This window comes from Wolbachia endosymbiont (group A) of Opomyza germinationis, assembly GCF_964264765.1.
Taxonomy (GTDB): Bacteria; Pseudomonadota; Alphaproteobacteria; order Rickettsiales; family Anaplasmataceae; genus Wolbachia; species Wolbachia pipientis.
In genome coordinates this window covers 1137466-1163307 of record NZ_OZ183482.1, presented here as the reverse complement: position 1 = coordinate 1163307, position 25842 = coordinate 1137466, and the positions used below count along the sequence as shown (strand labels likewise).

The 25842-nt window shown below is 34.4% G+C and carries 26 protein-coding genes and 2 pseudogenes; 12 read left to right on the top strand and 16 right to left on the bottom strand.

Features of this window, described 5'->3' with window-relative positions; translation table 11 throughout:
* Nucleotides 1-540 precede the first annotated feature (540 nt).
* Entirely contained in the window at nucleotides 541-2562 is a 2022-nt protein-coding gene (gene recG / locus ACFEL3_RS05770; protein ID WP_038199133.1) for an ATP-dependent DNA helicase RecG, read from the bottom strand.
* Between the two features lie 296 nt (nucleotides 2563-2858).
* Between recG and ACFEL3_RS05765 the strand changes: the two genes are divergently transcribed.
* Nucleotides 2859-3686, top strand: coding sequence for a hypothetical protein (locus ACFEL3_RS05765; RefSeq protein WP_038199131.1), 828 nt, complete (start codon nucleotides 2859-2861; stop codon nucleotides 3684-3686).
* Between the two features lie 3 nt (nucleotides 3687-3689).
* Here the strand turns inward: ACFEL3_RS05765 and miaA are convergent, their stop codons facing one another.
* The gene (gene miaA / locus ACFEL3_RS05760) at nucleotides 3690-4583 is read right to left on the bottom strand and encodes a tRNA (adenosine(37)-N6)-dimethylallyltransferase MiaA (protein WP_010082478.1); all 894 of its coding nucleotides are present in this window, start codon (nucleotides 4581-4583) and stop codon (nucleotides 3690-3692) included.
* Between the two features lie 75 nt (nucleotides 4584-4658).
* Here miaA and ACFEL3_RS05755 point away from each other — a divergent pair, with 75 nt between their 5' ends.
* The 5 genes from ACFEL3_RS05755 (at nucleotide 4659) to ACFEL3_RS05735 (ending at nucleotide 8273) form a co-directional block, all read left to right on the top strand.
* Nucleotides 4659-5129, top strand: coding sequence for a hypothetical protein (locus ACFEL3_RS05755; RefSeq protein WP_010082479.1), 471 nt, complete (start codon nucleotides 4659-4661; stop codon nucleotides 5127-5129).
* Nucleotides 5130-5247: 118 nt separating this feature from the next.
* Nucleotides 5248-5835: an L-threonylcarbamoyladenylate synthase gene (locus ACFEL3_RS05750; protein WP_006280292.1), complete on the top strand. Its 588-nt coding sequence runs from the start codon at nucleotides 5248-5250 to the stop codon at nucleotides 5833-5835.
* A 17-nt stretch (nucleotides 5836-5852) separates the two neighbouring features.
* A complete protein-coding gene (locus ACFEL3_RS05745) occupies nucleotides 5853-6674 on the top strand; it encodes an AAA family ATPase (protein ID WP_038199127.1) in 822 nt (273 codons plus the stop codon).
* Between the two features lie 73 nt (nucleotides 6675-6747).
* Nucleotides 6748-7542: a hypothetical protein gene (locus ACFEL3_RS05740; RefSeq protein ID WP_022626354.1), complete on the top strand. Its 795-nt coding sequence runs from the start codon at nucleotides 6748-6750 to the stop codon at nucleotides 7540-7542.
* 68 nt (nucleotides 7543-7610) lie between these two features.
* The gene (locus ACFEL3_RS05735; protein WP_010082435.1) at nucleotides 7611-8273 is read left to right on the top strand and encodes a hypothetical protein; all 663 of its coding nucleotides are present in this window, start codon (nucleotides 7611-7613) and stop codon (nucleotides 8271-8273) included.
* Here the strand turns inward: ACFEL3_RS05735 and ACFEL3_RS05730 are convergent.
* The 7 genes from ACFEL3_RS05730 to ACFEL3_RS05700 form a co-directional block, all read right to left on the bottom strand.
* Nucleotides 8270-9766: a proton-conducting transporter membrane subunit gene (locus tag ACFEL3_RS05730; protein WP_010962853.1), complete on the bottom strand. Its 1497-nt coding sequence runs from the start codon at nucleotides 9764-9766 to the stop codon at nucleotides 8270-8272. The two genes, ACFEL3_RS05735 and ACFEL3_RS05730, sit on opposite strands and share 4 nt — an antisense overlap.
* 114 nt (nucleotides 9767-9880) lie before the next feature.
* A complete protein-coding gene (locus tag ACFEL3_RS05725; RefSeq protein ID WP_010962852.1) occupies nucleotides 9881-10135 on the bottom strand; it encodes a hypothetical protein in 255 nt (84 codons plus the stop codon).
* 11 nt (nucleotides 10136-10146) lie between these two features.
* Complete coding sequence (locus ACFEL3_RS05720; RefSeq protein WP_010082456.1) at nucleotides 10147-10518, bottom strand: holo-[acyl-carrier-protein] synthase; 372 nt, start codon at nucleotides 10516-10518, stop codon at nucleotides 10147-10149.
* On the bottom strand, nucleotides 10515-11783 hold the full coding sequence (gene proS, locus ACFEL3_RS05715) for a proline--tRNA ligase (RefSeq protein ID WP_022626352.1): 1269 nt from the start codon (nucleotides 11781-11783) through the stop codon (nucleotides 10515-10517). Before proS ends, ACFEL3_RS05720 begins: the two co-directional genes overlap by 4 nt.
* 102 nt (nucleotides 11784-11885) lie before the next feature.
* Nucleotides 11886-12233 carry a hypothetical protein gene (locus ACFEL3_RS05710; RefSeq protein WP_010962849.1) on the bottom strand — a complete coding sequence of 116 codons (348 nt, stop codon included), beginning with the start codon at nucleotides 12231-12233 and terminating at the stop codon, nucleotides 11886-11888.
* On the bottom strand, nucleotides 12230-12874 hold the full coding sequence (locus ACFEL3_RS05705) for a hypothetical protein (protein ID WP_010962848.1): 645 nt from the start codon (nucleotides 12872-12874) through the stop codon (nucleotides 12230-12232). The genes ACFEL3_RS05710 and ACFEL3_RS05705 overlap by 4 nt, the downstream gene beginning before the upstream one ends.
* Nucleotides 12875-13286: 412 nt before the next feature.
* Complete coding sequence (locus ACFEL3_RS05700; protein ID WP_162829040.1) at nucleotides 13287-13451, bottom strand: hypothetical protein; 165 nt, start codon at nucleotides 13449-13451, stop codon at nucleotides 13287-13289.
* 181 nt (nucleotides 13452-13632) lie between these two features.
* Between ACFEL3_RS05700 and ACFEL3_RS05695 the strand changes: the two are divergent.
* The 4 genes and pseudogenes from ACFEL3_RS05695 to ACFEL3_RS05680 all read left to right on the top strand — a co-directional run.
* Nucleotides 13633-14330, top strand: a pseudogene (locus ACFEL3_RS05695) (IS4 family transposase); the annotation flags it as partial.
* 51 nt (nucleotides 14331-14381) lie between these two features.
* Nucleotides 14382-14888: pseudogene (locus ACFEL3_RS05690) on the top strand (transposase); the annotation flags it as partial.
* A gap of 440 nt (nucleotides 14889-15328) precedes the next feature.
* A complete protein-coding gene (locus ACFEL3_RS05685) occupies nucleotides 15329-15856 on the top strand; it encodes a c-type cytochrome (RefSeq protein WP_010082469.1) in 528 nt (175 codons plus the stop codon).
* A gap of 1 nt (nucleotide 15857) precedes the next feature.
* Entirely contained in the window at nucleotides 15858-16619 is a 762-nt protein-coding gene (locus ACFEL3_RS05680) for an alpha/beta hydrolase (RefSeq protein WP_010082470.1), read from the top strand.
* 175 nt (nucleotides 16620-16794) lie between these two features.
* On the opposite strand, the gene trpS is transcribed toward ACFEL3_RS05680, so the two are convergent.
* From trpS to ACFEL3_RS05655, 5 genes are all read right to left on the bottom strand, one after another.
* Nucleotides 16795-17793: a tryptophan--tRNA ligase gene (trpS, locus tag ACFEL3_RS05675; RefSeq protein ID WP_070356910.1), complete on the bottom strand. Its 999-nt coding sequence runs from the start codon at nucleotides 17791-17793 to the stop codon at nucleotides 16795-16797.
* A 17-nt stretch (nucleotides 17794-17810) separates the two neighbouring features.
* Nucleotides 17811-18380, bottom strand: coding sequence for a nucleotide exchange factor GrpE (locus ACFEL3_RS05670; RefSeq protein ID WP_182282656.1), 570 nt, complete (start codon nucleotides 18378-18380; stop codon nucleotides 17811-17813).
* Between the two features lie 61 nt (nucleotides 18381-18441).
* Complete coding sequence (locus ACFEL3_RS05665) at nucleotides 18442-19428, bottom strand: polyprenyl synthetase family protein (protein ID WP_010962840.1); 987 nt, start codon at nucleotides 19426-19428, stop codon at nucleotides 18442-18444.
* Nucleotides 19429-19438: 10 nt separating this feature from the next.
* Nucleotides 19439-19759 (bottom strand): 30S ribosomal protein S16, encoded by a 321-nt coding sequence (gene rpsP, locus ACFEL3_RS05660; RefSeq protein ID WP_006279266.1) that lies wholly within the window; start codon nucleotides 19757-19759, stop codon nucleotides 19439-19441.
* Between the two features lie 401 nt (nucleotides 19760-20160).
* Complete coding sequence (locus ACFEL3_RS05655; RefSeq protein ID WP_095742751.1) at nucleotides 20161-21969, bottom strand: peptidylprolyl isomerase; 1809 nt, start codon at nucleotides 21967-21969, stop codon at nucleotides 20161-20163.
* 331 nt (nucleotides 21970-22300) lie between these two features.
* Between ACFEL3_RS05655 and ACFEL3_RS05650 the strand changes: the two genes are divergently transcribed.
* Nucleotides 22301-22903, top strand: coding sequence for a cell cycle transcriptional regulator TrcR (locus tag ACFEL3_RS05650; RefSeq protein ID WP_010082495.1), 603 nt, complete (start codon nucleotides 22301-22303; stop codon nucleotides 22901-22903).
* Between the two features lie 199 nt (nucleotides 22904-23102).
* A complete protein-coding gene (rho, locus tag ACFEL3_RS05645) occupies nucleotides 23103-24506 on the top strand; it encodes a transcription termination factor Rho (protein ID WP_007549497.1) in 1404 nt (467 codons plus the stop codon).
* 166 nt (nucleotides 24507-24672) lie between these two features.
* Here rho and ACFEL3_RS05640 read toward each other — a convergent pair whose 3' ends face one another.
* Together ACFEL3_RS05640 and ACFEL3_RS05635 are read right to left on the bottom strand one after the other, a co-directional pair.
* Nucleotides 24673-25149: an RDD family protein gene (locus ACFEL3_RS05640; protein WP_010082496.1), complete on the bottom strand. Its 477-nt coding sequence runs from the start codon at nucleotides 25147-25149 to the stop codon at nucleotides 24673-24675.
* Between the two features lie 22 nt (nucleotides 25150-25171).
* Nucleotides 25172-25708: an RDD family protein gene (locus ACFEL3_RS05635; RefSeq protein WP_006279799.1), complete on the bottom strand. Its 537-nt coding sequence runs from the start codon at nucleotides 25706-25708 to the stop codon at nucleotides 25172-25174.
* Nucleotides 25709-25842 lie beyond the last annotated feature (134 nt).

Genomic DNA, 25842 nt, shown 5'->3' with positions numbered 1-25842 from the left:
AACAAGAGATCCCGCTAACAAGCAGCGGGATGACGGTTGTCGTTTAGCCATAAACATTAAGAAATTTACCAAATGAAAAAAAAGGCAAAAGAAGCCCCGTGGTTATTATCCGCTTTAAAATATTGGCGTTTTTTATGTTTTAAACGCTTGACAAGCGAGATTCAGCCGCTTTTAATTGCAACTAACTTACGCTGCAAATGTTTAAGAAATTTACTAAGCAGAAAAAAAGACAAAGAATCCCCGAGTTAGCTAGTCTTTTACTATCTCTGTCGAGTATTGGCATTTTTTGATGTCTTGTAACGCTTTATAAGCGCGTTCAGCTTATTTAGATAAAAATCTAGATGTAGATGAAGTTTTGTAAAGACATACAGTATCTATATACTGCAAAAAATTGAACATAAGACGCCGATACATTAAGTAATCCTTACCTTTTAATCTGCAGATTGGCGAAAGCAAATACAATAGCTTCACTATCATGATAAGTGGGCTGGCGAAGGGTGTCAAGTAAGTTTTTTCGTTTCTGTGGGCTACCTGGTTTTCCTACTGAAATTTTGAAAAATGTAATCTACTCCTATATTCAAATATATCAAGCAGTAATTCAAAATCAGCCATTGCGCCTTTTGCGTTATTATACGCGAGATTGAGCAGCTCTTTGTCCTGATATAAATCAGCAAATTTAAATTCCATACATCCTGATTGTTTTGTGCCTAAAATATCTCCACTGCCTCTTAGCATCATATCCCTTTCAGCAATGTAAAATCCATCTTGTGACTCACACATGATCTTTAACTTTGAAGATGAGCTTTTACTTAAATTATCGTATAATAATACACAAAAAGATGGCTTGTTTCCTCGCCCTACTCTGCCTCTTAACTGATGCAATTGTGATAACCCAAATTGCTCTGCATTTTCTATAATCATGATGGTTGCATCTGGCACATCTATACCAACTTCTATCACAGTGGTTGCAACAAGCAGAGAAAATTCATTCCTTTTGAAGGAAAACATAACTTGATCTTTCTGCTCCTGAGTCAATTTTCCGTGTATTATCCCGACTTTATCAAGAAATGTTTTTTGTAATTCCTGAAAACGCATCTCTGCTGCAGCAATATTGGTCTCTTCGTTTTCTTCTATATATGGACAAATCCAATATGCTTTTTCGCCCCTGTTTATAGCACCTTTTAGCTTTTCAATAACATCTGGCACCCTACTAATGTTCATAGTTACAGTTTTTATTGGCAATCTGGATTTTGGTTTTTCTTTCAAAATTGAACATTCAACATCACCATACATAGCTTGCTGCAAGGTTCTTGGAATGGGAGTTGCAGTAACGAAAAGTATATCGGCATTTTCTCCTTTTCCTACCAAGCGATTTCTCTGCATCACTCCAAATCGCTGTTGTTCGTCTATGACTGCAAGCCCTAAATTTTTAAATGTAACGTTAGCTTGAAATAGTGCATGAGTGCCAATCACTATATTTAAAACACCACTTGCAAGTTCGTTCATGATAATCTTTCTTTCCTTGCGCGAAGTTTTACCAGTAAGCAGCGCAACTTTTATATCGGTACAGGATAAAACTTCCTCAATCCAATTATAATGTTGCTCCGCCAAGATAGTAGTCGGTGCCATTAGAGCTGCCTGCATGTTGTTTTCTACCACATTTATCATTGCAAAAAGTGCAACTACGGTTTTGCCACTACCAACATCACCTTGCAGCAAGCTTATCATGCGATACTTGGATTTTTGTCTCTCTGAGATCTCATCTATTGCACGAGTTTGATCATTTGTTAATTGAAACGACAATTCATTTAAAACTTGCTCTTTGTATTTACTCAATATTATAAATTCTCTTCCCCTTTCTTTCACATGATTTTTTCTTGCAAGTTTCAGCGCTAGCTGATACGCAAACAATTCATCATAAGCAAGCCTTTTTCTACAAACCTCAGCTTCCACCAATGAGCTTGGTCTGTGCAACTTTATGATGCTTTCCCTCCAACTTAACCATTTTTTTTGCTTGATTAATGTATCATCTATCCACTCTGGTAAATCAGGCAATTCCTTTAGATTAGAGCTTATTATGTTCCCAATGCGCTTATTGGTAATGCCACGGCATAATTGGTAAACTGGCTCTATGCAAGCTATTTCTTTAAATTGGTTGATGTCAAGCGACACGTAATCTGGATGAGTAATTTGCCAATGTTCAGCAAATTTTTCGAGTTTGCCACTGATGATCACATTCGCTCCAATTGGAAATAGTTTATATAAATACTTAACTGAGTAATTAAAAAAGACTATGAATATATACTGACTCTCACTTTCAACGACTATTTTATATGGTCTACCTCTAAAAGTGGGCGACTGATGCTCATAAACTTTTGCAATGAAAGTTGTAAATTCTCCAACTCGAGCATCAGATAGTAACTTGCTTCTATCCACATAACTAAGTGGCTTATAAAACAGCAGATCCACCACCTTGTCCCCACCACAAAGTTTAGGCAATATTGCGGAATGGAACTTAGGTATATTCTCCAGCCTGCTATTTAGAAAAATCTGATTGCTCATTGAGATTCATACATGTGTAAAACTGTTATAGAGCCTTTTTAAAATCTTGTCACCTTATGGTCAGGTATGCACTATAGCTAGCACAGCTCTCTAACGTTATACCGCGATTCATTCGCGGTATCTCAGCCGCTAACACGTAACGGAATGACGAATTTGTTGTTTTTAAAATCGTCGGTAAGCCTAAGTTACCCCTAACTATATTTGCTATCATAGGGCTTATAGTAGGTATTTTATTAACTTATTAATCATTTTTATGTATTATTATACCATTAGCAGTCTATATCAAGGTATTAATGATGAACGGCTCTACACCAAAAGAAAAGGAAAATCCAATAGTTACACTAAGAGCTCAAGCAGAAAAGTTTGGTTTTAGCAGGTTGAGGGCTGGTAAAGATAATGCTGAAGCGAATTCTGGTGCAACTATGTACGTAGATCTTCCAAGAATGAAACTTGTTATTCAGAACAAAGTTATAACAAAAGAGCTTGTTGATGAATTATATAATAAACATACCAACCTCATTTCAAATGACAAAAATAAGTACCGCCAATTTGTAAAACAAGTTTTTACAGAGCTATTTGAATATGCTGAAGCAGAAGTTCCAAATGATTCTATTCTAGAAGAACTAATCACTAATTGTAACCAGGCTGCTTATGTGGGTGCATTGTATGGTAAAGGAGGACCTATCCTTCATTTAGCTGAAACATATGGGTTATTGTTTCAGTCTAATCATGTAACACATATTAATTGTAGTGATCCAAGTCATGCGGCAATCAGAATTGAAGAAAAAATTGCAGTTCGCACTTTTGCAGAACTGGAAGAAGAATTATGTAAATTGGATAGCTCGCTAGAATTCACACTTAAGTCTCAAGGTGATAAAAATGTAACATATGAAGATGGTAAATTGTCACTTACTGTTCCTAAGAGACTGAAGGACTATAATATAGGTGATAAAAACTTGTTTGACGTTATAAAAGAGTGTTTTCAGAAATTTTGCGAGAGGCTTGGATTTTTTAAAATAAAAATAGAGCATGGCTTGGATAAGCCACCAAAAGTGAACAGCCATCTGGAAAATATGGAACCGCCCATTCATAGCAATGAGTATGGAAATACACCTGGAAACTAACAATTAAAATATTTCAAGCGCTGTTAGCTCATTTGCACAATCAATGACTTCAGAACTTGGGAACTGGTTTTTAAACCAAGTGTACTGGCGTTTTGCGTAGTGTCTTGTGTTTGTTTGAGCAATCTGTATCGCTTCGTCTAAAGTAATCTCACCTTTCAAATACTTTACAATTTCTGGCACTCCATGTGCTTTCATAGCTGGCAAATTTGGAGCTAAGTTCATACTAAGTAGCTTTTTTACTTCATCAATTGCTCCATTTTCGATCATTTTGATAAAACGAGAATTTATTTTTTGGTATACATCCTCACGTTTAGGCAAAATTGTATATATCTTAAAATTATCGAATAAAGGAGGCTGTCTATTTTCTTGCCATACAAAGATTGTCTTACCAGTTTCAGTGATAACTTCAAGTGCTCTTGAAAGACGGTGCGAGTCATTAATACAGATTTTATCTTGAACTTTTGAGTCTTTGCTTAATACTAATTTATAGAACTCCTCTTTACTTAAATTTTTCCTGAGCTCACTTACGTTTTTTCTCACTTCCTGACTTATTTGTGGCATTGATGATAAGCCTTTGATGAAACTGCTGATGTAAAGCCCGCTTCCTCCAGTGATGATAGGTATTTGAGCATTTTCTAATGCGTGATTAACTTCTTTTTCTAAATCCTCTAACCATAGACCCACGGAATAATTTTCTTTTGCTGAAACATAACCATATAATTTATAAAATTCTTCTTGCTTTAGTGGTTGAGCAGTAATTATGGGAATTTCTTTGTATACCTGCTTTGAATCACAATTTATTATACTAATATTTCCATATTTTTCTCTCAGGTTATCGCATAATTCTGATTTACCTGAGGCCGTAATTCCTGTAATAATTACTATATTATTTTTCATTTATATTAATTTAATTAACATATGATAAAGTGTAGTAAAAGTTTGGATTCTACAATCTAAAGTTTGGAGATTTTTATGGCAGAAAACAACGACAATAATTCATTTACTAAGCGTTTCACAAACAGGACTCCTGGCGGTACAGGGGAAGGTTTTTCCAGTAAGTATTCGTCTCAAAACACCAAAGAACGGGCATTAGGGGAAAAAGGAAAAATTTCTGAATTAGCAGGCAAAAAAACCGAATCCAAGGAAGCTTTTTCTGAAAGTGGCGGCATAAAAAGTAAAAGCAGAACTGTCAATGAAAGATCTTTTGCTGATGCAACAAAAAGAAGTAGGTCAGATCTTATATACTTAGTCCGTGGTAAAGATCGTGGAAAATCAGCGTGGCATTATGTATTAGTTGATAAAGAGAAAAGAGAAATGTTTCTAGCAAAAAGCAGAACTGGCTCTATAGATGTTGCAGACTATGGAGAGATTTTGTATTCAGGATGGGGAGAGGATCCACCACAGGCAATAATTGATAAAGTCAATGAAGAGTTTGGGTTGTAGCAAATCTGCATAACAAATGGTAAGCTGCGTTGCATTACGTTTACAAAAACTAGCAGTTACTATATAAGATACAGTGCAACAAAACTGATCTAGTTGTTATGAATAAGTTTTTAGCTATATGGTATCTAAAATAATAAATGCAATACAGAACAATTTATTAGTGTGTTTTCCAACAGAAACAGTGTATGCTCTTGCTTGTAATGCACTAGATAATGAATCTATAGGAAAAATATATCAGATAAAGAAACGCTCTCAAAATAAACCACTGTCTATATTTGTTAGTGATATTTACAATTTGACAAAAATAGCAAAGGTAAAGGAAAGATATATTGATTTAATAAACCACTTTTCTCCTGGACCAATTACCTATATTTTACCACTTAAAAACAACAACATATTGCCAAACGAATTCTTTAAAGATAGTATAGGTATCAGAATTCCTGAGCATCCTATTGCAATTTCAATACTAAACAAACTGAAAGTTCCAATAGTTGCAACTAGTACAAATATTTCAGGAAAAGAAAGTGTATGTAAGGCAAACGATATACCACAATCCATTAAGCAACATTTATCTGTAGTGATTGAAGATGACGAACTAGTTTCTGGTATAGAATCTACTATTATTGACTTAACCGAAGATAAGATTAAGGTTTTAAGGGAAGGTGCAATTTCATTACAAACAGTAAACAACGCATTTTCAAACTAAAATCTATAGGAGAAAGAATGAAAAAAGTAATAGGCCACAACCAAGCCAAAAAAAAAATAATGAACAACTTATCTGTTCAGTCTTGGCTGATCTGTGGTAAAAAAGGTATAGGAAAAGCAACACTTGCAAAATCCTTCTCCAATTGGTTACTCATAAAAAACTATAATGAAGTAGCATTGGACTTACACATTGTTGAAGGTGATACTATCGGAATAGAAAAAGTCAGAGAAATGAAAAACTTTCTACACTTAAGTCCCATTCAATCAGAACACAAAATAGCTATAATAGATAGCTTAGAGGCAATGACTAATAACGCTAAAAACGCAATATTGAAAATATTAGAAGAGCCGCCAAAAAATTCTAAGATATTTATAATTAGCCATAAGCCATATGATATACAAACCACTATCCGGTGTAGGTGCTTTCAGCTAAATTTACTCCCATTAACTTATGATGAAACAAAGCAAGTTGCTTCATCTCAATGTAAATTTGATAATCAAACGTTTGACGAAATGATTACTTTATTTCCTGGAATGCCAGGAATGATAATAAATACAATAAGTAGTGATGCTTATGAAGCATACAAATGCTTTTATAAATTTCTTCATGATTTAAAGAATCCCAATATGATTAATAAAGTAATTAATAGCGAAATCGAACTAGAACTAGCATCATATATAATTCAGGCCTTCATTTTAGAAAGCATAAAGAGAGAGGTAAATGGTGTTGAAATTCTGCTAAGTCAGTGGAAAAAAATAGATGAACTTTTCGTTGCCGCAAAGCAACTCCACTTAGATAAAAAGCATGTTTTAGCTAATGTAGTTAATATCATGACATAAGTTTACAAAGTATAATACTTTTAACATAAATTCATGATAAAATTCTGTTAATTTAATACTCGAAGTATATAATTTGACTGATAATAAATTAACTGTATGGCAATCAATAGAAGTTTTGACGAAAGCCATATTGAACATGCAGAAAAAATTAAGCTTAATTAAGAATATAGCTTCAGATCAAGACATAACCCTAGAAAAAGGAAAGGAGTTGTTAAGTGGCATTTATGAAGCAAATTTTAAGCTAAACAAGACAATCAATATAGCTACTTTGCCAAAAATTGGCTATCATATGCTAAATGGTGAGCTTGTTGTACGTAATCATATTACGGAAGAGGAAGTAAAGATTCCTGGAGATTTTCATTACCTTAAAGTCGTAAAATCCGATCATGATAATTATAAATTAACGTTTTGTAATTTTTTAGGTAATGAGTTTTTTGAATATAAAAAGTATGATCCACAATATTCTGGTATTTCAGATGAATATAAATTTGTGGATTTTGGTAGTGTAAAAAAGACTCATAATCTAAAATTTAAGGAATACATTGGTCATGCACCTAAATTTTTTGCTGCAGAAGGGCCTATTGAGCCTGGATCCCAAAACCATGTAATTGATCTATTTGAGCTAGTCAAAAGTGGTAAAGGTAGAAAAGTGGGAACCTTTGCTGATGAATTTGGTTATTTTGATGATCAAAATAAATTACATTATTATAATTATCACAAAAGTGTAGAAAGTAATACTTATGATCCTGAAAATTTCAGTGTAAAAATGATAAATATAGATGTGAGCAAAATCGATAAATTCTACCTCATTGCAGAACAAGGTGATATAATCATTCATCCTATTTGGGAAAATTTAGACATATTTTAAAGTTTTTTTTAGAGTATCTAAGCTTATTGTTATTATAATGATCCGATTAGGTCTGGTAGTATTGTGTTATGGAAGATAAATTGCTTGAATCAGTAAAAAACAAAAGTTATTTCAGTAAAGCAGTCGAATGGTACTGCCATAGGTATCTGTTTTGTGTAGCAGAAAGATCTTGGATGGCATTAATAGTATCGCTTCTCCTAGTATGCTTATGTTTATTAACATTAAACATATACCTGTTATTTCCTATTAAAAAAGATTTAAATTTTGTGAAGTATATGAACCACACAGAAGATGAGTTCTCTGCAATGCATAAGCTTAGTTTCAGTAAAAAGGAAGATGAATACACTTCCACAGCGAGGTACTTAATAAGTAAATACATTGAAATATACGAGTCCATTAAGATCGTTGAACCGAAGTACCAAGAAAATTTTATAAGAAACAATTCTATACATAAAATCTATCAAGGCTTTCAGGAAAAAACGAATAATGAAGCTGGTAATTTGTCTTTATCTAAAAGAAAAATCGCCAACATAAATGTAATAACATTATCTATTGATCGATCGACCAAGGACTTAGTTACATTTGCTGGAAATGCTACTGTAGTTTTTACAACCGAGCAAAATAAGGAGGATACTGTGGAGATTAGCTTCACTTTGTCGAATATAAAAGCAACTCTGGCTGGTATAATACCATTTAAATTTATTGTTAATGGTTATAAATACAGATTTTAAAATATTACTTGGTAGCTAAAAAAAATAACCAAAGTGCACATAGCAGTAATAACTGGAGGTAAAACTAGAAGAATTGGTGTTTTTTTAATAAAGTAATTCTGAGAAGGTTTTAAGAAAAAGGCGTTGTAAATTATCGGTAAAAAGTACAGAGCGTTGAGTATAGTACTAACAATTAACACTAGAGTTACAAACACAGAAAGTATTACATTGCCAGAGTTGAAAACAGCTTGAAAAATGAGAAATTTACCCCAAAAAGTCGGAGCAGGCGGCACCCCTATCATAGACAATGCACCTATAGCAAATGCTGTCATGCTAATTGGCATACTGCGTCCTATACCGTAAATCTTATCTATATATTTCTCACCTGCTCTCGTTATTATTGCTCCGGCAACGAAAAACAAAGTGATTTTTGCAAATGCGTGGCAAACTAATTGAAAAATTGCAACCCTCATGCTGAGATCACTAAAAATTGAAGCGAATAATATAATATACGACAATTGAGAGATGGTAGAGTAAGCAAGCAATTTCTTTAATTCTTTTTGCTTTAGTGCAATCAATGATGCAGTAATAATAGTAAATCCAGCAGCGTACGGAAGCCACCCTCCAGCAAACCAATTTTGCTGCACAAAACGTTGCATATTATCGACGCCGAAAGTGTATAATATAACTTTTATGATGATGAAAACTCCGGATTTCACAACAGCAACAGCGTGCAGTAGTGCACTCACAGGAGTTGGTGCAACCATTGCTTTTGGTAACCAAAAATGCATTGGCATTAATGCAGCTTTTCCTATTCCGTAAATCAGCATAGCAAAACACACTGCAATGAAAGTGATGAGTGAAGTATCAAATTTGAATATTCCACCGCTTACAAAGTCTAAAGTATGAAATTCATGATATAAAAGGCCTATTGCAGGAAAAAATAATACCAAAGAAGAGAAAAATAGCACGCCAAAGTAATAGCGTCCTGCAATCATTGATTCATTTGTTGAGTTGTAAGTAACCAGAGGGTATGTACTAATAGTTAGAAGCTCATAAAAGACAAATGTAGTGAGCAAGTCTCCAGAAAAAGCAATAAACATTGCACAGCCAATCGATATTGAAAAAAAGCATAGAAAACTTGAGTGATTGCTATCAGCATAGTTATTCTGCATATAACATATTGCATATATACTGGTCAGCACCCATAAAAACGATATTAATAAACTGAATATTACTCCGGTAGACTCTAGCTTTAAACTAATGTGCAAATTATTACCAAAATCCATGAGAATAAATTGAGAATGATCACCATATACCCAATATAAAGTGCACAGACACGTATACGTAAACAGAAGTACAGAAGAAGTGACAGTAATACTATTGTTCACTCCGGGCCATTTACCAGTAAAAAAAATAACTAACGCACTTAAAAGTGGAATCAACGCAGTAATTAATAAATAATTCTCAGTAATTGAAAATGGTAAGGAAAGAGACGTTAAAACACAGTCCATTAAATAATTCATCTTTTTGTTTAGGTAAAGCTAGAATTATACTAAAATCATAGAAAAACCGCTATGTTTTTTTGGCAAACTAGTCGTTTGTGTATGCTATAGCTATACTGCGATTCATTCCACAACTGTACGAACATTTGTTTTTGTTAAACACAACAAAGATGTCATCCCAGTGCCCTGACTACTTGGATCCAGGAAAGTTTGCTTGTGAGCAAGCAAACTAGCATAGAAAAACGTTTTCGATGAGATTGCAGAAAACCAGTGTCTGGGCACTGGGATGACAAAGGAGGACAGTGTCAAGCACTGACCATTTGCTGTGCAGTTTACCTTTAAAAATGAATGTTCATACAGTAAGCCATAAGATGACAAAAGAGTAAACTTTATCTGTGTGAGCTATAGACGCAAATTACAACAAATGCAGTAGCGTAATCTCCATCGTCACTTAAAGAAAGATGAATTTTGGAGATAAAATCCTTGCTAACGGTAAGATATGGCTTGCCTCTTACATCATTGTATATTTCTATATCTTTCATTGTAATACCCTGACCACTACCTCGTGCTTTAACAAAAGCTTCTTTTGCTGCAAAGCGTTTAGCAAAATACCTTGCTCGCATTTCTTGACTATTATACTTTCTACTTAGCTCTATTTCCTTTTCAGTGTAGATTCTATTGAGAAATTTTTCCCCGTATTTTTGTAATATTCTCAATATTCTTGGTATATATACTATGTCAGTGCCGATACCGTGTATCATTTTGCGCTAAAGTGATTTATTGCTTCCTCAATCTGCATTTCCTTTACCTCTCCAGTTGCTCTATTTTTTACTTCAACTATATTTTCACTTACTGCTTTCTTTCCGACAATTATTTGCCACGGCAAGCCTATCAGATCCATTCTAGAAAATTTTACTCCTACACTCCCTTCCGTATCATCGTAAAGCACTTCATCGCTCTTCAAAGCTTTGTATATTTTATCTGCAGCCTCCGTTACTTTCGTTTGTAAATTGATTAAACCAATTCTGAAAGGAGCTACCTCCTCCGGCCAGATAATTCCCTTATCATCATGAAAAGCTTCTATTATCGCACCAACAAGTCTTGAAACCCCAATGCCATACGAACCCATATGTATATTGACATTTTTTCCATCTTGAGAAGTAACACTTGCCTTCATAGGCTTTGAATATTTGTCGCCAAAATAAAAAATATGCCCTATTTCAATACCTTTACTAACATTTAACTGCTCTTGTGATATAGGGCAAGTCTCAGGATCATGCATATCATCTGCAACTGCGTATATACTCTTTAAACTTTCAATATCTTCACTCTCTAGTAGTTCAGAAAATTTATTGTCATAATATAAAGTGCTCTCACCAGTGTTTGCCAATATATGAAACTCGTGGCTCAAATTTCCTCCAATTGGCCCCGTATCAGCTCGAACTCCAATTGGAGTAAATCCCATGCGTTTGAAGATTTTTATGTAAGTTTTGTACATCAAATTATATGAATTCAGTGCACCTTCGTAATCTACATCAAAACTGTATGCATCCTTCATCAAAAATTCCCTGCCCCTCATAACACCATAACGTGGTCTTACCTCATCACGGAATTTCCATTGAATTTGGTATAAACAAAGTGGCAAATCTTTGTAACTTTTTACCACATCTCTAATTAAATCAGTTGCTATCTCCTCATGCGTTGGACCAAAAAGCATATCTTCCTCATGCCTATCCTTTATGCGTAGCATTTCCTTACCGTAATCATCGTAACGCCCTGATTCTCGCCAAAGACTTGCTGGTTGCACACAAGGCATTAATGCTTCAATAGCACCGGATTTGTTCATTTCATCTCTGATAATATCTTCAATATTCTTAAGCACTAAGAGACCAAGTGGTAACCACGTATAGATGCCAGATGCTATCTGCTTTATTAAACCTGCACGCAAAGAATATTGATGGGAGATAATTTTAGCATGGGCAGGCTTTTCCTTTAGAGTTGGCAGGTAATATTTGGATAAGCGCATATAATAGATCTGATTGTATTAAGTAATCTTAATACAATCAGACCTGTAGGTAAACTTATTTTGAAAAGGAAGGGAAGTGCATGGCTGACCATTTCATAGTTATCATAGTCCTTGTACAACATTTTCCTTTTGGCATCGCAACGCTTTTCCACCAAACTGTGCTATGCGATCCTCAACAGAAAGAGGAGGTGAATCTTGCACCTCATTATCCACTGAGTCAACATTATTTACTTGTGGTGAATCAACACACGAACTTGGCGGTACCGGTGACTCCTCTTCACTATCTGAGAATTGCATGACTGCTGCTCTCTCCTTAAGTCTCTTTGTCCAATCTGAATCATTATCATCCGACTTCTTTCTCTCTGCTTGCTCCCTATCTATTCTTGCAGCAAACTCTTCTGGTGTTTCTTTTTTGTCAGTGCCCCCACTACTTTCTAATTTTGCTTTCAATTCATTTGTAAAATTTTGTTGCTGCCCACTCTTTTTAACGTAGTACCTCCTCTTATCTGTTCAAACAGAGTAGAATGATTATTATTCTCAGGTTCACCAGCCTTCTTCGGTGCATCATTCTTAGGTTGCTCCGTACGCTTGGAAGCTGTAAAAAAATGCGGAGGCGGAGGTGGTAGTGCAGCATCTTGTGGCAATGGAGGAGGTGGCGGCGGTGGACTTGGATTTGGTTGTGTTCCAAACGTTACTGGAGGTGATTGAGGAGTAGGTACATTTGATTTATTCTCCAGATTAGTACAATTTTTACACACAAATTTTTGTGGTTCTTGAGATGGAGTATGGCCGAATTTCTGTCCATTAAGACCTACTTCTTTCTTATTATCATCTCTAGAAATAGCCAGTTTAACAAGATATGTCACTGAAATAAGTGCAACAACCGTAGAAACAGCAAAAATTGCTAAAGGAACTGCTGCAATAGGACCAGAACCAGAAACTGCTATAATAACATAAGGAAGATATTGACCAGATATGAAACTAAATATAGATAATAATGAAACAGCAATTAAAGGTTTCCATATAGTCTGCTTAGTTTTAGTAAGCTCCTGACTATCTTTTAGCAATGAAGAATTATTGGATATCATCATTTCTTTGCCTCACTTGTTAACGATAATTTAATAATAACCCAATTAATAATTTCTGTCAATAATTAATTATGAAAAACAAAGTTGCAATTTGAATAGATAAGCTATAAGTAATATACGACCAGCAATAGCCATACAATAGACTTCTTGTATAACCCACACTAAGTAGAAAAAAGGTGTCATCCAAGTAGCTGACACTGCTCTCCTTTGTCATTCCAGTGCTTGACACTGGAATGACACCGAAGGGGCTACTGCCGTCTTGGATGGAAACCAGTGTCAGAACTAGTTAACCATGGGGCTTCTTTTGCCTTTTTTTCCATTTGGTAAATTTCTTAAATATTTATGGCTAACATGAAGCTAAGTACGAACTTTGTTAAACATAACAAATGGTGCCATTCCAGTGCTCCTTTTTTTGTCATCCCAGTGCTTGACACTGGGATCCAGTTTTCCATATAATCTCATCGAAAATGTTGTAACCACTTTCTGTGCTAGTTTGCTTGCTTACAAGCAAACTTTCCTGGATCCCAGTGTCTGGGCACTGGGATGACATCATAGGGACACTGGGATTACACCCTGACAATCGTCATCCAGCTACTTGTTAGCGGCTAAGAGATACCGCGAATGAATCGCGGTATGACGGTTCGTGGCGGCATGACGATAACCTCGTCTCACTGCCATTAAGTTAAGGAAAAAAGATAGATTTTATGGGATAATGATGTATACCAATAAGTTTAAAGGTAGTATGAGTAAAAAAGGCAGTAATAAAATTTATTCAAAATGAATTGGCAAGTCTAGAATTTATAGAATCCCATAAATCATCTTCAAAAGATTTTATGAGAAAGAGGAAGTTATCTTTTATTGACATATTTATCTTAATTTTAAGAAAAAGTGTAAAGTCGCTGCAAGTAATACTAAACGAATTTATTTTATATAGGAAAAAAGACTATACCGTTACTGCTAGTGCTTTTAGTCAAGCAAGAAAAAAAATGAAACACAGTGCATTTTCAGAAATTAACGAAGGTGTGGTTTCCTTGTACTACCAAGACCAAAAATTTAAAACTTGTTTTGGCTTTAGAGTGTTAGCTCTTGATGCCTCCAAAATCATTTTACCAACAAGCGTTGAAATAAAAAATGAATTTGGCTCAAGAAAAATACGTAACCAAAAACCAAAAGATTTAGGTGATTATGCAAGTGCAACCTTTGCGGTTTGTTAAGATGTGCTAAATAATGTTGCCATAAGGTCAGTGTTAGATAGAGGTAACACTCATGAAATTAACTTAGCAGATGGAATGCTTAAAGTTGTAAATACTAATGACTTACTGATTTGTATATTTATCTTATAAATTTCTTTCTAGCCTTACAAAAAGAAAAATTGCTTATGTCATTCGATGTCCCAGATCATCTTTTAATGAAGTGAATGCTATGTTTGAAGAAAAAAGCCCATCTAGTGTTGAGGTTACCATATGTGCTCAGCGTAAGATAAAACAAGAAAATAGTGGAATAACGCTTCAAAGTGGTACTGCCATCTGGTGAAATTGAAGTGTTAGCTACATCATTAATGGATGAACAAAAGTTTCAAACTGGAGGATTTAAGGAGTTATATTTTTTACGCTGGGGAGTTGAGACATTTTTTGCAAAACTCAAAGGAAGACTAAGTCTAGAAAATTTTACAGGAAAAAGTGTTGAGTCTGTTAAACAGGATTTTTGGTCAGCTATCTTTATTAGCAACCTAGAAAGTGTTATGACAGAAGATGTAGAAGAAGCGTTGAATATGGACTTAACCGATGATAAGCTTAAGAGGAGCATTAACAAATCTGTCTCATTTAACGCGATCAAAAACTTGGCTTTCGACATTTTTGCTACGGAATCAGATACTGACTGCATTATGGATCAATTATCAAAGCTATTTTTGATGAACACTTTGGCGGTAAGAAAGGGAAGGAAAGTTGATCGTCATAAGGTACCTTATCTTCGTTCGTTCAATTACCAAAAAAGGGTTAGAAAACACATATTTTGACTAGAGGTAGTATTCATATCTTCTGATAATAACTGGGTAGCTTATTGCCATAGCTCCTGTAAAATGACTTCTAAACAAACTATTTCTTAAGTAATTTACACTTCAGAGTTTATCTGCTTTAAAGTTTACTCTATTCTGTTTCAGTATTTGTCATAAATCCTTAATTATTTCTGACTTTTTAGTTCAGTTTTTAACCATTCTTTCCTTAACTTAATGGCAGTGAACCTCGTCATCCCGCTACTTGTTAGCGGGATCTCTTGTTAGCGGCTGAGATACCGCGAATGAATCGCGGTATGACGGTTCGCGGCGGTATGGACGTAGGAAAACCTTTCTTGGGTTAGCTATAGAGACTCTCATCTTTAGCGAGCTTCAAGGTAATTGGTTGCTATTTGCGAAAATATTCGCATAATTTAAGTAACATTACTTAATAAAAATTAACTATGGAGCTTAATAAGATTGCAGCATCGATTTTACTTTCTGGGCTAATCATTATGATAGTTAGTAATGTAGTTGATATGCTTTACAGTCCAGAAGAATATAAGATTGAACACCAAACGATAGTAGCTGCTGGCAGCAATGAGTTCCAGCAAAAAATCGAGCAAGTGGCGCTTGATATTGGAGCGCTCATGCAGAATGCTAGCTTTGAGAAAGGTAAATCAGCAGCAAAAAAATGTATAGCCTGCCATAGTTTTGAGAAAGGTGGAATGAATAAAGTAGGACCAAACTTATGGAACATAGTTGGAAATAAAAAGGCCCATCTTGGTAACTCATTCAATTACTCAAAAGCAGTGCTTGAAAGAGGTGGAAAATGGGGGTATGAGGAGCTATTTGCCTTTTTAAAGAACCCAAAAGCCTATATAAAAGGTACACGTATGGCATTTGCAGGTATTTCCAATCCACAAGAAATTGCAGATCTAGTTAGTTATTTGCATCAATTGAGTGATAGCCCGGTTGCTTTGCCAAAGTAGTATGGATTATTGTAAATTGTTTGATGGAAATAATGGTCACATAGCATATCGAAAGCTACAAGGAAAGAAAGCTTCTGTAGTTTTTTTCGGTGGATTTGCATCCAATATGGATGGAACTAAAGCAACTGCTATTTACAAATTTTGCCAAGAAAATGACGTAGCACTTGTGCTATTTGATTATTTTGGTCACGGTCATTCAAGTGGTAATTTTATTGATTACACGATAAGTGATTGGCAAAAAAATTGTGCTAAAGTAATGAGTGAATTAACTAGCGATAAACAAATAATTATAGGTTCAAGTATGGGAGGATGGCTGATGTTGCTCACTGCCCTTCAATTTCCAGAAAAAATTGCAGCACTAATTGGTATATCGTCTGCTCCCGATTTTACTGAAGATTTGATATTCAAGCAATTGTCAGGCAAGCAAAAAGAAGAACTAGATTCTAAAGGTGTAATAGATTTTACTTCAGAGCATTGTACATACAAAATAACTAAAAATTTGATCGCAGATGGCAGAAAGAACCTTCTTTTAAACAAAAAGACAATAGATATAAACTGTCCTGTGCGCTTGCTGCATAGCATTAATGATAAAGATGTTCCTTATCAAACTTCATTGAATTTAGCTGAAAAAATTAAGTCAACCGATGTTGAAGTACACTTAATAAAATCAGCAGAGCACAATATGTCTGACAATCATTCACTGGAAGTTTTATTTAAGACCATTAGAGAATTTTGTAACCAGACTGCATTCTGTGATTTTTAGCAAAACACGATTTTTCATTTGAGCTTTCTTCAACTTAAAATAAATACAGAAAATTGCTGCCTATAGCTAAACTGACTTAGATTTACCGACAATTTGAAAAACCGTCATCCCGCTACGTGTTAGCGGCTGAGATACCGCGGCGGTATGACGGTTCGCACCATCACACTTTGGAACCTTACAGATATTGAGCAAATCCAATAATATCCTTGATTTCTTTTATATTATGGGTTGCAATTTCTGCTGCTTTCTTTGTGCCTTTTTTTAATATTTCATGTAAATGGAATTGGTCTTTTAAAAGATCATTCATTTTCTCACGTATGGGTGATATAACACTGATAATTAAATCAGCTAACTCTTTTTTGAAGTGCTTCATGTCATGTTTGTTCACTTCTTCACATACTTTTTTCACATTTACATTACTAAGCACTGAATAAATGTTTATCAAATTGCTTATTTCTGGTCGGCACTCTAAAGTAGCAAAGCCTAGAATTGAATCTGTTTTTGCTTTTTCTATTTTTTTGACAATTAAGTCATCCGTATCATCAAGGTTAATGCACGAATGTTCTGAAGGATCAGATTTACTCATCTTGCTTGTACCATCTCTTAAGCTCATTATCCTTGATGTGCAATCCAAAGTTAAGATTTCAGGTACGATGAAATGATCCAGCTTATAATGATTGTTAAAAGCTGATGCAATATCACGTGCAAGCTCCAAATGCTGTTTTTGATCATCACCAACAGGAACGTATTTAGTTTGATACAACAATATATCTGCAGCCATAAGTACTGGATAACTATATAATCCAAGAGAGGCTTTTTGTTTATCGCTGCCAGCTTTATCTTTAAATTGAGTCATGCGATTAAGCCAACCAATTGGTGTATAGCACCCAAGCAGCCAGCCCAGTTCTGCATGACCACTAACTGTGGACTGATTAAAAATAATGGACTTTTCTGGATCTATTCCACATGCAATATAAGCTGCTGCTGTTTTGAAAATATTACTTTTTAATTCACTTGCGGGAAGCTTATTTGCTGTGATTGCATGTAGGTCGACAATACAAAAAAGAGATTTGTATTTATCCTGTAAGTCTATCCACTGTTTGATTGCACCAAGATAATTACCTAAATGTAGTACGCCACTTGGCTGGATACCTGAAAAGACAATACTTGTCATTATACATTTACCTCATGCTAATCGTTTCCACAATCAGCAGATTTCTTAGAAAGAATAACCATTGCAGGGCGGAGCAACCTATTTTTGATAGTATAACCAGTTTGTAGTACCTCTACAATGGTGCCAGGCTCTTTTTCATTGTCTTCTCTTTCCACAACAGCTTGGTGTAAATTACTATCAAAAAGCTCACCAAGTGGGTCTACTTCCTCTATTCCATGTTTTTTTAGATCATTTATAATTTTTTGATAAGCTACTTTAATCCCCTCATGAACAGGATCACCGTCTTTCAAAATTTCCATTACTCTTTTTAAATTGTCGCACGAGTCGATCATATCACGTGCAAGTTTTGTGACTGCGTAGTCACTTGCATCGCTAATTTGCTTTTGCATTATACGTTTGACGTTTTCATTATCTGCAACAGCACGGCGTAAATGATCTTCAAGCTGAACTGCACGTTCTTTTAATGTATTGAGATCTTCATTTAAATCATCAGTTTGCTTATGGTTATCACTTTGTTGGTCGTCACCTTTCTGCCTACTTACCATATCAGCAAACTTCTTCTTTTTCTCCTTACTGCTATCTGACATATCATTACCCTTAAGAATCTAATAAATATATAACAATTAATCTGAAAATATCAAGCGCCAGCTACATTCGTCTTTCTATGCTCGCATTTAAAAAGTTAATTAAAGTAGTTTTATAAAAAGAATCAGAAAAAGTACTAATATCATTTTGTGCCATATTAATGTAGTGTCTAGCTTTTTCCATAGAAAGCTGAATGGCATTATGGTGATTAATATAGTGTAATGCTTGGTCAAAATTGTGTCTAGCTGAAGAAAAGCATTTTTCCCAGAATTTTTGCTCTGCTGGACTGCCCTTTTCGTATGCTATAATAGCAGGTAAGGTGACTTTACCTTCGAAAAAGTCTTTTCCGACTTGCTTTCCAGAAGTGCCTTGATTAGCAGTATAATCGAGCATATCATCAACTATTTGAAATGCCATACCAAAATTAAAACCAAAATTCTTTAGCCTCTCTGTTTCGTCATTTGTTGCACCAGATACTGTTGATGCAGCTTCACAGCATGCAGAAAATAAAGATGCTGTCTTTTCTCCAATGATATCAAAATAATTTTCCCTGACTGTGTGGGGGTCAAAGCGTGCTGTCATCTGCTTTATTTCACCCTTCACAAGTAAATGCGATGCTTTAGATAAAATAGAGAGAATATTTAAATTTCCACACTCTATAAGCCATCTAAATGCTAGAGTCAACAATAGATCACCAACTAAAATGCTTGATTTATTTCCCCAAATCTTATTCGCTGTTTTAACTCCATGGCGTGCCTCACTTTCATCGAGCACATCATCATGAAGTAAAGTAGCATTGTGTATAAACTCTACCGATGCAGCAACGTTGATCCTATTCTCCCCAGAATAGTTTAGCATTTTACATATAATAAAAACTAGTTTAGGCCTTATTTTTTTTCCACCTGACCTAACAAGATGAGATATAATATCAGTAGCAAGCTTAGCATCTTCATCATTGACATTTTTGAAGACAAAGTCATTCATAGCTGACAAATCAGAAGATACAATATCGTCTAATTTATCGCTGTTTGTTAAATCAGTATTTAGCATTTTAAGAGACTTATGCCTCTTGCCCTTGTGCTTTCTCGTTCTCTACTTTCTTCTTTTCTGTTTTCTTTGGTTCTGTTTCTAAAGTTACTATGCCTTTTTTGATAAACCACAGTACTCTTTCAGTTGCCTGCGCGCCTACACTTAGCCAATGTTTTAATCTATCAGCTTTCACCACAACACGATTTTTATTGTCTTTTGGTAACATTGGATCATATTGTCCTATTTTCTCAATAAAACGCCCATCTCTTGGTGCTCGTGAATCAGCTACAACTATCCTATAAAAAGGGCGTTTCTTTGCGCCAAACCTCGCCAACCTTATTTTAACTGCCATGTTAACCTTTATTCATATATTAGCCACAATTTTATACAATGAGCCGTTTTAAGTCAAATGAATTATACAGCTTTTGCACCTTATAATATAATTACCAATAATGTAGGGCAGTGCCGGGCGCACAGCTATACGAACATTCATTTTTGAAGGTAAATTGCACAGCAAATGGTGTCATTCCAGTGCTTGACACTGGAATCCAGCCTTTTTTTAATCATTAAAACGTTGTATTTTAACATAAAACGGCTACTTTTATGCTTACCAACTTAATAAAATTCCTGGATCCCAGTGTCTGGGCACTGGGATGACATCCTTTCTAGTGAAGATTGCTCTCAAATCGCAATGTTCGTACAGTTGTGTGTCTGGGCACTGGATGCGTTTGAAGCAGCTTATAAGATTTTTGATTATATATCATCAAGTATAGCGTGATTAACTTCGACTTTATACTTTGATTCCAGATAGCTAATTAATTGCTCTTTTAGCGATATCATCACACGTTTTCCGGTGTCAAGCGTGTTTAATTTGCCATTTGATGAATGCATTTCTTTTAGAACACCTATTATAATTTCATTATTGTATTGAATAGGATCTGTCACTGAACCAGTTGTTTTCATATTGAAAATCTCTTCTACAAAAGAAAAGGGGTAGTTTTGTTGATCCACTTTATTGCGGTGCATCTGCTGACCTTTAACTAATTCCACACCTTGAATTTCTTCCAAATCTGTTTTTTCTCTTAGTTGAACTGCAACCTCTTGCCCGAATTTAAACATTCTTTCTTTTATAAACTCACTACGCCAAAGCTCTACCGCTAATGCCTTGCCTTCTTCAAAACTTTGCAATTTGGGTGGAAAGATATCGACGATTTTTACACTAACAACGGCGTCCCCAACGCCCTTAAAATAACCTTTCTGATCCTTTTCTCGCGAAAAAATGAAAGAAATCAAATCACCAGAATCTCCTACGTTATTACCGCTTTGATCTTTTCCACTCGCATCTACTGGACCAATAGTTTGTATAGGTAAATTATATTCACTCAATATTTCTTCAATTTCTGAACCATTGTATATCTTATAGTTCACTTGGTTTATGAAATCATTGACTCTTTCAAAAGACTTTTGGTTAGTTAGAACTGACTTTATGTCTTTTTTTAAATCAACTAAGTCTTCATCAGAGATTTGATGCGCACTTTCCACTTTTACTATGTGCCAACCAAAACTGCTTGCTAAAACTTCACTTACTTCACCTACTTTAAGAGCAAATACCTTCTCTCTCACGTCTTCTGGTAAAAAATCCTTAGTTATATTATTTACTCTAGTTTCCTCAAGTTTTGCTTTGCCAAACTCTTCTACTATCTGTTCAAAGCTTGTTTTACCCTCCTCAAATGCTCTTCTTGCTGTCTCAGCTTCTTCTTTGGTAGAAAATATTGCATTGAATATATCTCTTTGATTTTTAAGTTCTTGTTGTTCTATTATACCATCAACTTCTTCATCTGAGATCTTGATTTGATCTTCAAAATACTTTTGGCCTAGGGAAATATATTGCGCAGTTCGATACTCAGGATAATAAAAATGGGATTTATTTCTTTCGTACAAATCAAGTAAGGCTTGATCATCTGGTTCAGGAATGTTTGTAACTGCATCTTCAGTTATTTTAACAATATCAACTACTCTAGTTTGGTAGCGACTTTTGTATATCTGCTCATCAATTTTCTCGCCAAAAGTTACTGGATAATTATCTTTAAATAATGAAGTCATGAACATCATTGCAGGCAGGACTTTCTCTAGCTTTGCTATATACTCTTTCTCTGTCATATGCAGGTCATTTAGCGTTTCATAGAATTTATTTTTGTCAAATTCACCTTTATCATTTTGAAAGTATTTGGTGTTTTTAATATGGTTTTTTATAGATTCTTCTCCAACTGTCAACCCCAGCTCACTAGTTAGGTTAAACAATAGTTTTTGCTCTATAAGTGCGTTAAGCAAATCATATTTCAGCTTTTTTACTTGTTCTCTACTCGCATCAGATCCAGAAATTTGTTTTCCATAATTTTGATATAGCGACTTATACTCATCTGACGTTATAACTTCTTTTCCAACCCTAGCTACCTCTTCTTTTTCATCATCACCTGATAAAAGGTTGCCAATTCCCATGAAGATTAACAAGCAAGCTAAAAGGACAACGGTTACTTTAGTGAAAAAATTTTTAACATTCATTTTAAACCCAGTTAATTAATGATTAATTATAGAATAGTGATAATTTAATGCTTGTAAACCTGTTGCTTTATTAGCTAATATATATAATATTACAATATATTAACTTAAAATTTAACTCTCTAATCTTAAATAGGAACATATGTTTAACTGAGTTATACTATACCTTAGGAAGGGGAAATATTTTGTTTAAAATATGCTTAAAGGTAAGCGCATTTAATTAACTTAAGAGGTGGGAAGTGACAAACAAAAAGTTATTGAATGACAAAATTAATGCTTTTTTAGTTTTAATAGTTTATATTTTAGCTCTGTATAACAGTAAGGGATACTTTAAATGGGAGATGCTTTTTTGATGTCAATGGAATCTTCTAAGGGCAATAACGATAGAAATAAACAGTTTCTAGTGCAAATAGCTGCTTGGTTAGTAGACAACACTGGTTTAACTTTTAATCAAATAGCACAATGTTGCAGATTGGCCCTTGAAGAAGTACAAGACATAGCTGATGAGGAAATAGAAGTAGAAAAATATAACCCTATTATTTCTGGAATAATTACTGAAAAAGAAATCGATGATTGCAAAAAAAATCCAAATCGTGTACCAAATTTGATTATAAAAAATATAAAAAAAAGGAGTAAAGCGATTGGTAGCATTCTTGGCTTTGCCTCTACGGCAAGACGTAGAGATAAACCTGATGCGATTTATTATTTAGTAAAAAAATTTCCTATCTTGGACAATAACGTTATAGCTAAATTAATTAGTACAACAAATTACACAGTTGAGCAGGTAAGAGATGGATCTCATCATAACATGCAAAATATAAAACCCCAAGATCCTGTACTACTCGGCTTATGTAGTCAAGAAAATTTAGAAGCAGAAGTGGAAAAAGCAAAAGTAGAAGAGGAGAAGCAAGAAAGGTTAAAAAAATATAAAGAATAGCTATTGAAAATCCTCAAATTTTTGTGTTTTGTTAACATTAAATTAACTTGACTTGCTAGTGTTTATTAGTATAATGTAAGTAAAGTACGGGGTTTAATGATAATTAAGCTTAATACGCACTGAAACTAACTCAGCCTAATTTATTATCTTATAGTCACATTTTAGGTTAGTAAGCATCAATTAAAATTTTTGGAGGATTATGACAACAATCAATGAAGATGTTTTGGCAAAAGGAAAGGTTACAGCTCAACCTGAAAAAAGTGAGCAAATTTACAATAACGATACAGTAAAACAGATGGTCAATGAAGGTACTGAGAAAAACAGAAAAACATTAGATCTGAGCGAATTAAAAGAGAAAACAGCAGAAGAATTGTTAGAGTTAGCTGAAGAAAGAAAAATTTCAACTAACGGTAAAAGCAATGGTAGAATGCTAAAGCAGGAAATAATATTCAGCTTAATGAAAAAAATGAGTGAAGAAGGAGGCATAACCACAGGGAGTGGAATAGTGGAAATATTGCCTGATGGTTTTGGTTTCTTACGTTCAGCAAGTGCAAATTATGCCCCAAGTACCGATGATGTTTATATTTCTAACGGGCAAATAAAGAAGTTTAATTTGCGTACAGGAGATATGGCATATGGAGAAATAAGGCCACCTGGTGATAAAGAGAGATATTTTACTTTAACTAAGGTTCAAAGTATAAACTCTACTGAAGTAAGTGAATTAAGAAAGTACGTCCATTTTGATAATTTGCTTCCTCTTTATCCTGAGGAAAGCATAGTACTTGAGTGTAATAATGGTGATGATAAAAAAGGCTTAAGCATGCGTGCTATAGATATAGTAGCTCCTCTTGGAAAAGGGCAAAGAGCGTTAGTAGTTGCTCCACCTCGCACAGGAAAAACTGTATTGCTTCAGCAAATGGCTAACTCTATAGCTATAAATCACCCTGAAGTAGAATTAATAGTGTTACTTATAGATGAAAGACCTGAAGAAGTAACAGATATGATACGTTCTGTAAAAGGTGAGGTAGTAAGTTCTACATTCGATGAGCCTGCTTACCGTCACGTACAGCTTGCTGAAATAGTAATAGAAAAAGCTAAAAGAATGGTTGAGCATAAAAAAGATGTGGTAATTCTACTTGACAATATTACTAGACTTGCACGTGCTTATAATGCGGTTATTCCTTCGTCTGGGAAAGTTCTAACTGGTGGTGTAGATTCAAACGCACTGCAGAGACCAAAACGCTTTTTTGGAGCAGCTCGTAATATTGAGAATGGGGGTTCTTTAACTATAATCGCCACAGCTCTTATAGAGACTGGTTCAAAAATGGATGAAGTTATTTTTGAAGAGTTTAAAGGTACAGGAAATGCTGAGATCATACTTGATAGAAAACTTTCTGATAAACGTATATTTCCAGCTATTGATATTACAAAATCCGGAACAAGGAAGGAAGAGCTATTAGTTGATAAGGCTATACTAAATAAAATATGGGTGGTGCGTAGGATACTCAATCCTATGGGACCCGTTGAAGCAATGGAATTTTTACGTGACAAACTACTTTTAACAAAGAGCAATGCTGACTTTTTTAACTCCATGAATCACTAAAAGTAAGCCAGTTATGATGGATATGCTGAGCAAAAAGTAAAACGCTCTTATAGCTAAAATAATTTGGATTTACCAAAATATATTTATAGTTAAGTTGGCAATTTACCTTAAGTTAGCGCGTGACACTGGAATGACACCCTTGGTGGCAGACAGCTAAAGGAAAATATCAACTAGGTTTATAATCTATCACTACCGTGTTTGCAATTTTGTCGTGAAAAGCTTGTTTATGTTCATCACCTACTGCACATACTAAAACTAAGATTAGTATAGCTAAGAATAAAATGGGATTACAAAGTGATATGCAATAAATTATAAAAAGAGCTATAGTCCTTTTCATTGCTTGCATTGTAGTGATTGACTCAAATGTATCTTTGTCTTTTACACGCATGCTAAATAACAAGTGTCCTGGAGTGCCGCCAAATTTTACTAGCATGAATATATGAAATATACATGGTATCATTAAAAATAAAGAAAATACAATCGTGGTGATTACAATTATTGCACCCATGATCCCTTGTATTGCGTGTGTAAGTGAGAAATCCACCGCCATTAAACCAAATGGTATTGCGATAAATAAAATACAATCAACTATAAATGCTAGAGTACGTCTTGTCATCGTTGAGTAGTTTACTTTTTTATCCATGTACTACCTATAAAGAAAAATATCAACTAGATTTATAGTCTATCACTACTGTTTTTGCAATTTTATCGTAAAAAGTCTGTTTGCGTTGATCAAATACTGCAAACAAAAATAAAATTAGCACAATTAAAAGATATAGAAAAGTATAACCATGATAATGCAGATGAAGCAAAAAGCGAAAAATAATCCAGATGCTTCCCTTAGAAATACATCTTATTGTTGCTTGCATAAGGGTAACATTTGTAAATGTATTAGCATCTTTAATATGCATACCACACAATAGTTTTCCTGGGGTACCACCAAGTTTTGTTACCATTAATATTTTGGATATTGTTAGTACTAATGTTGCGACCACTGTAGAAACTATAAATGGTATTTCTGTTGCTAGTTGTGCAAGTTCCTGAAAAGAGTCTTTATCTTGATCTTGTAATGATACGATGAATACACCATAGATAAAACCGAAGATAAAATGAGGGGAAAATATGATGAGGTCAAGTATTTCTGCTACAATACGCCTTGTAAATCCTACATAATTTACTTTAACATTTATTTCAGTATTCATAACCCCACCTATATTTCATAATATCATCATATGATATAAAAATACGTTATTAAATAACCGTAAATATACTAACTTGGGTAATATTAGCTACTTGTGCCACTCTATTATTTAAATTAATATTAAATCATTTATAA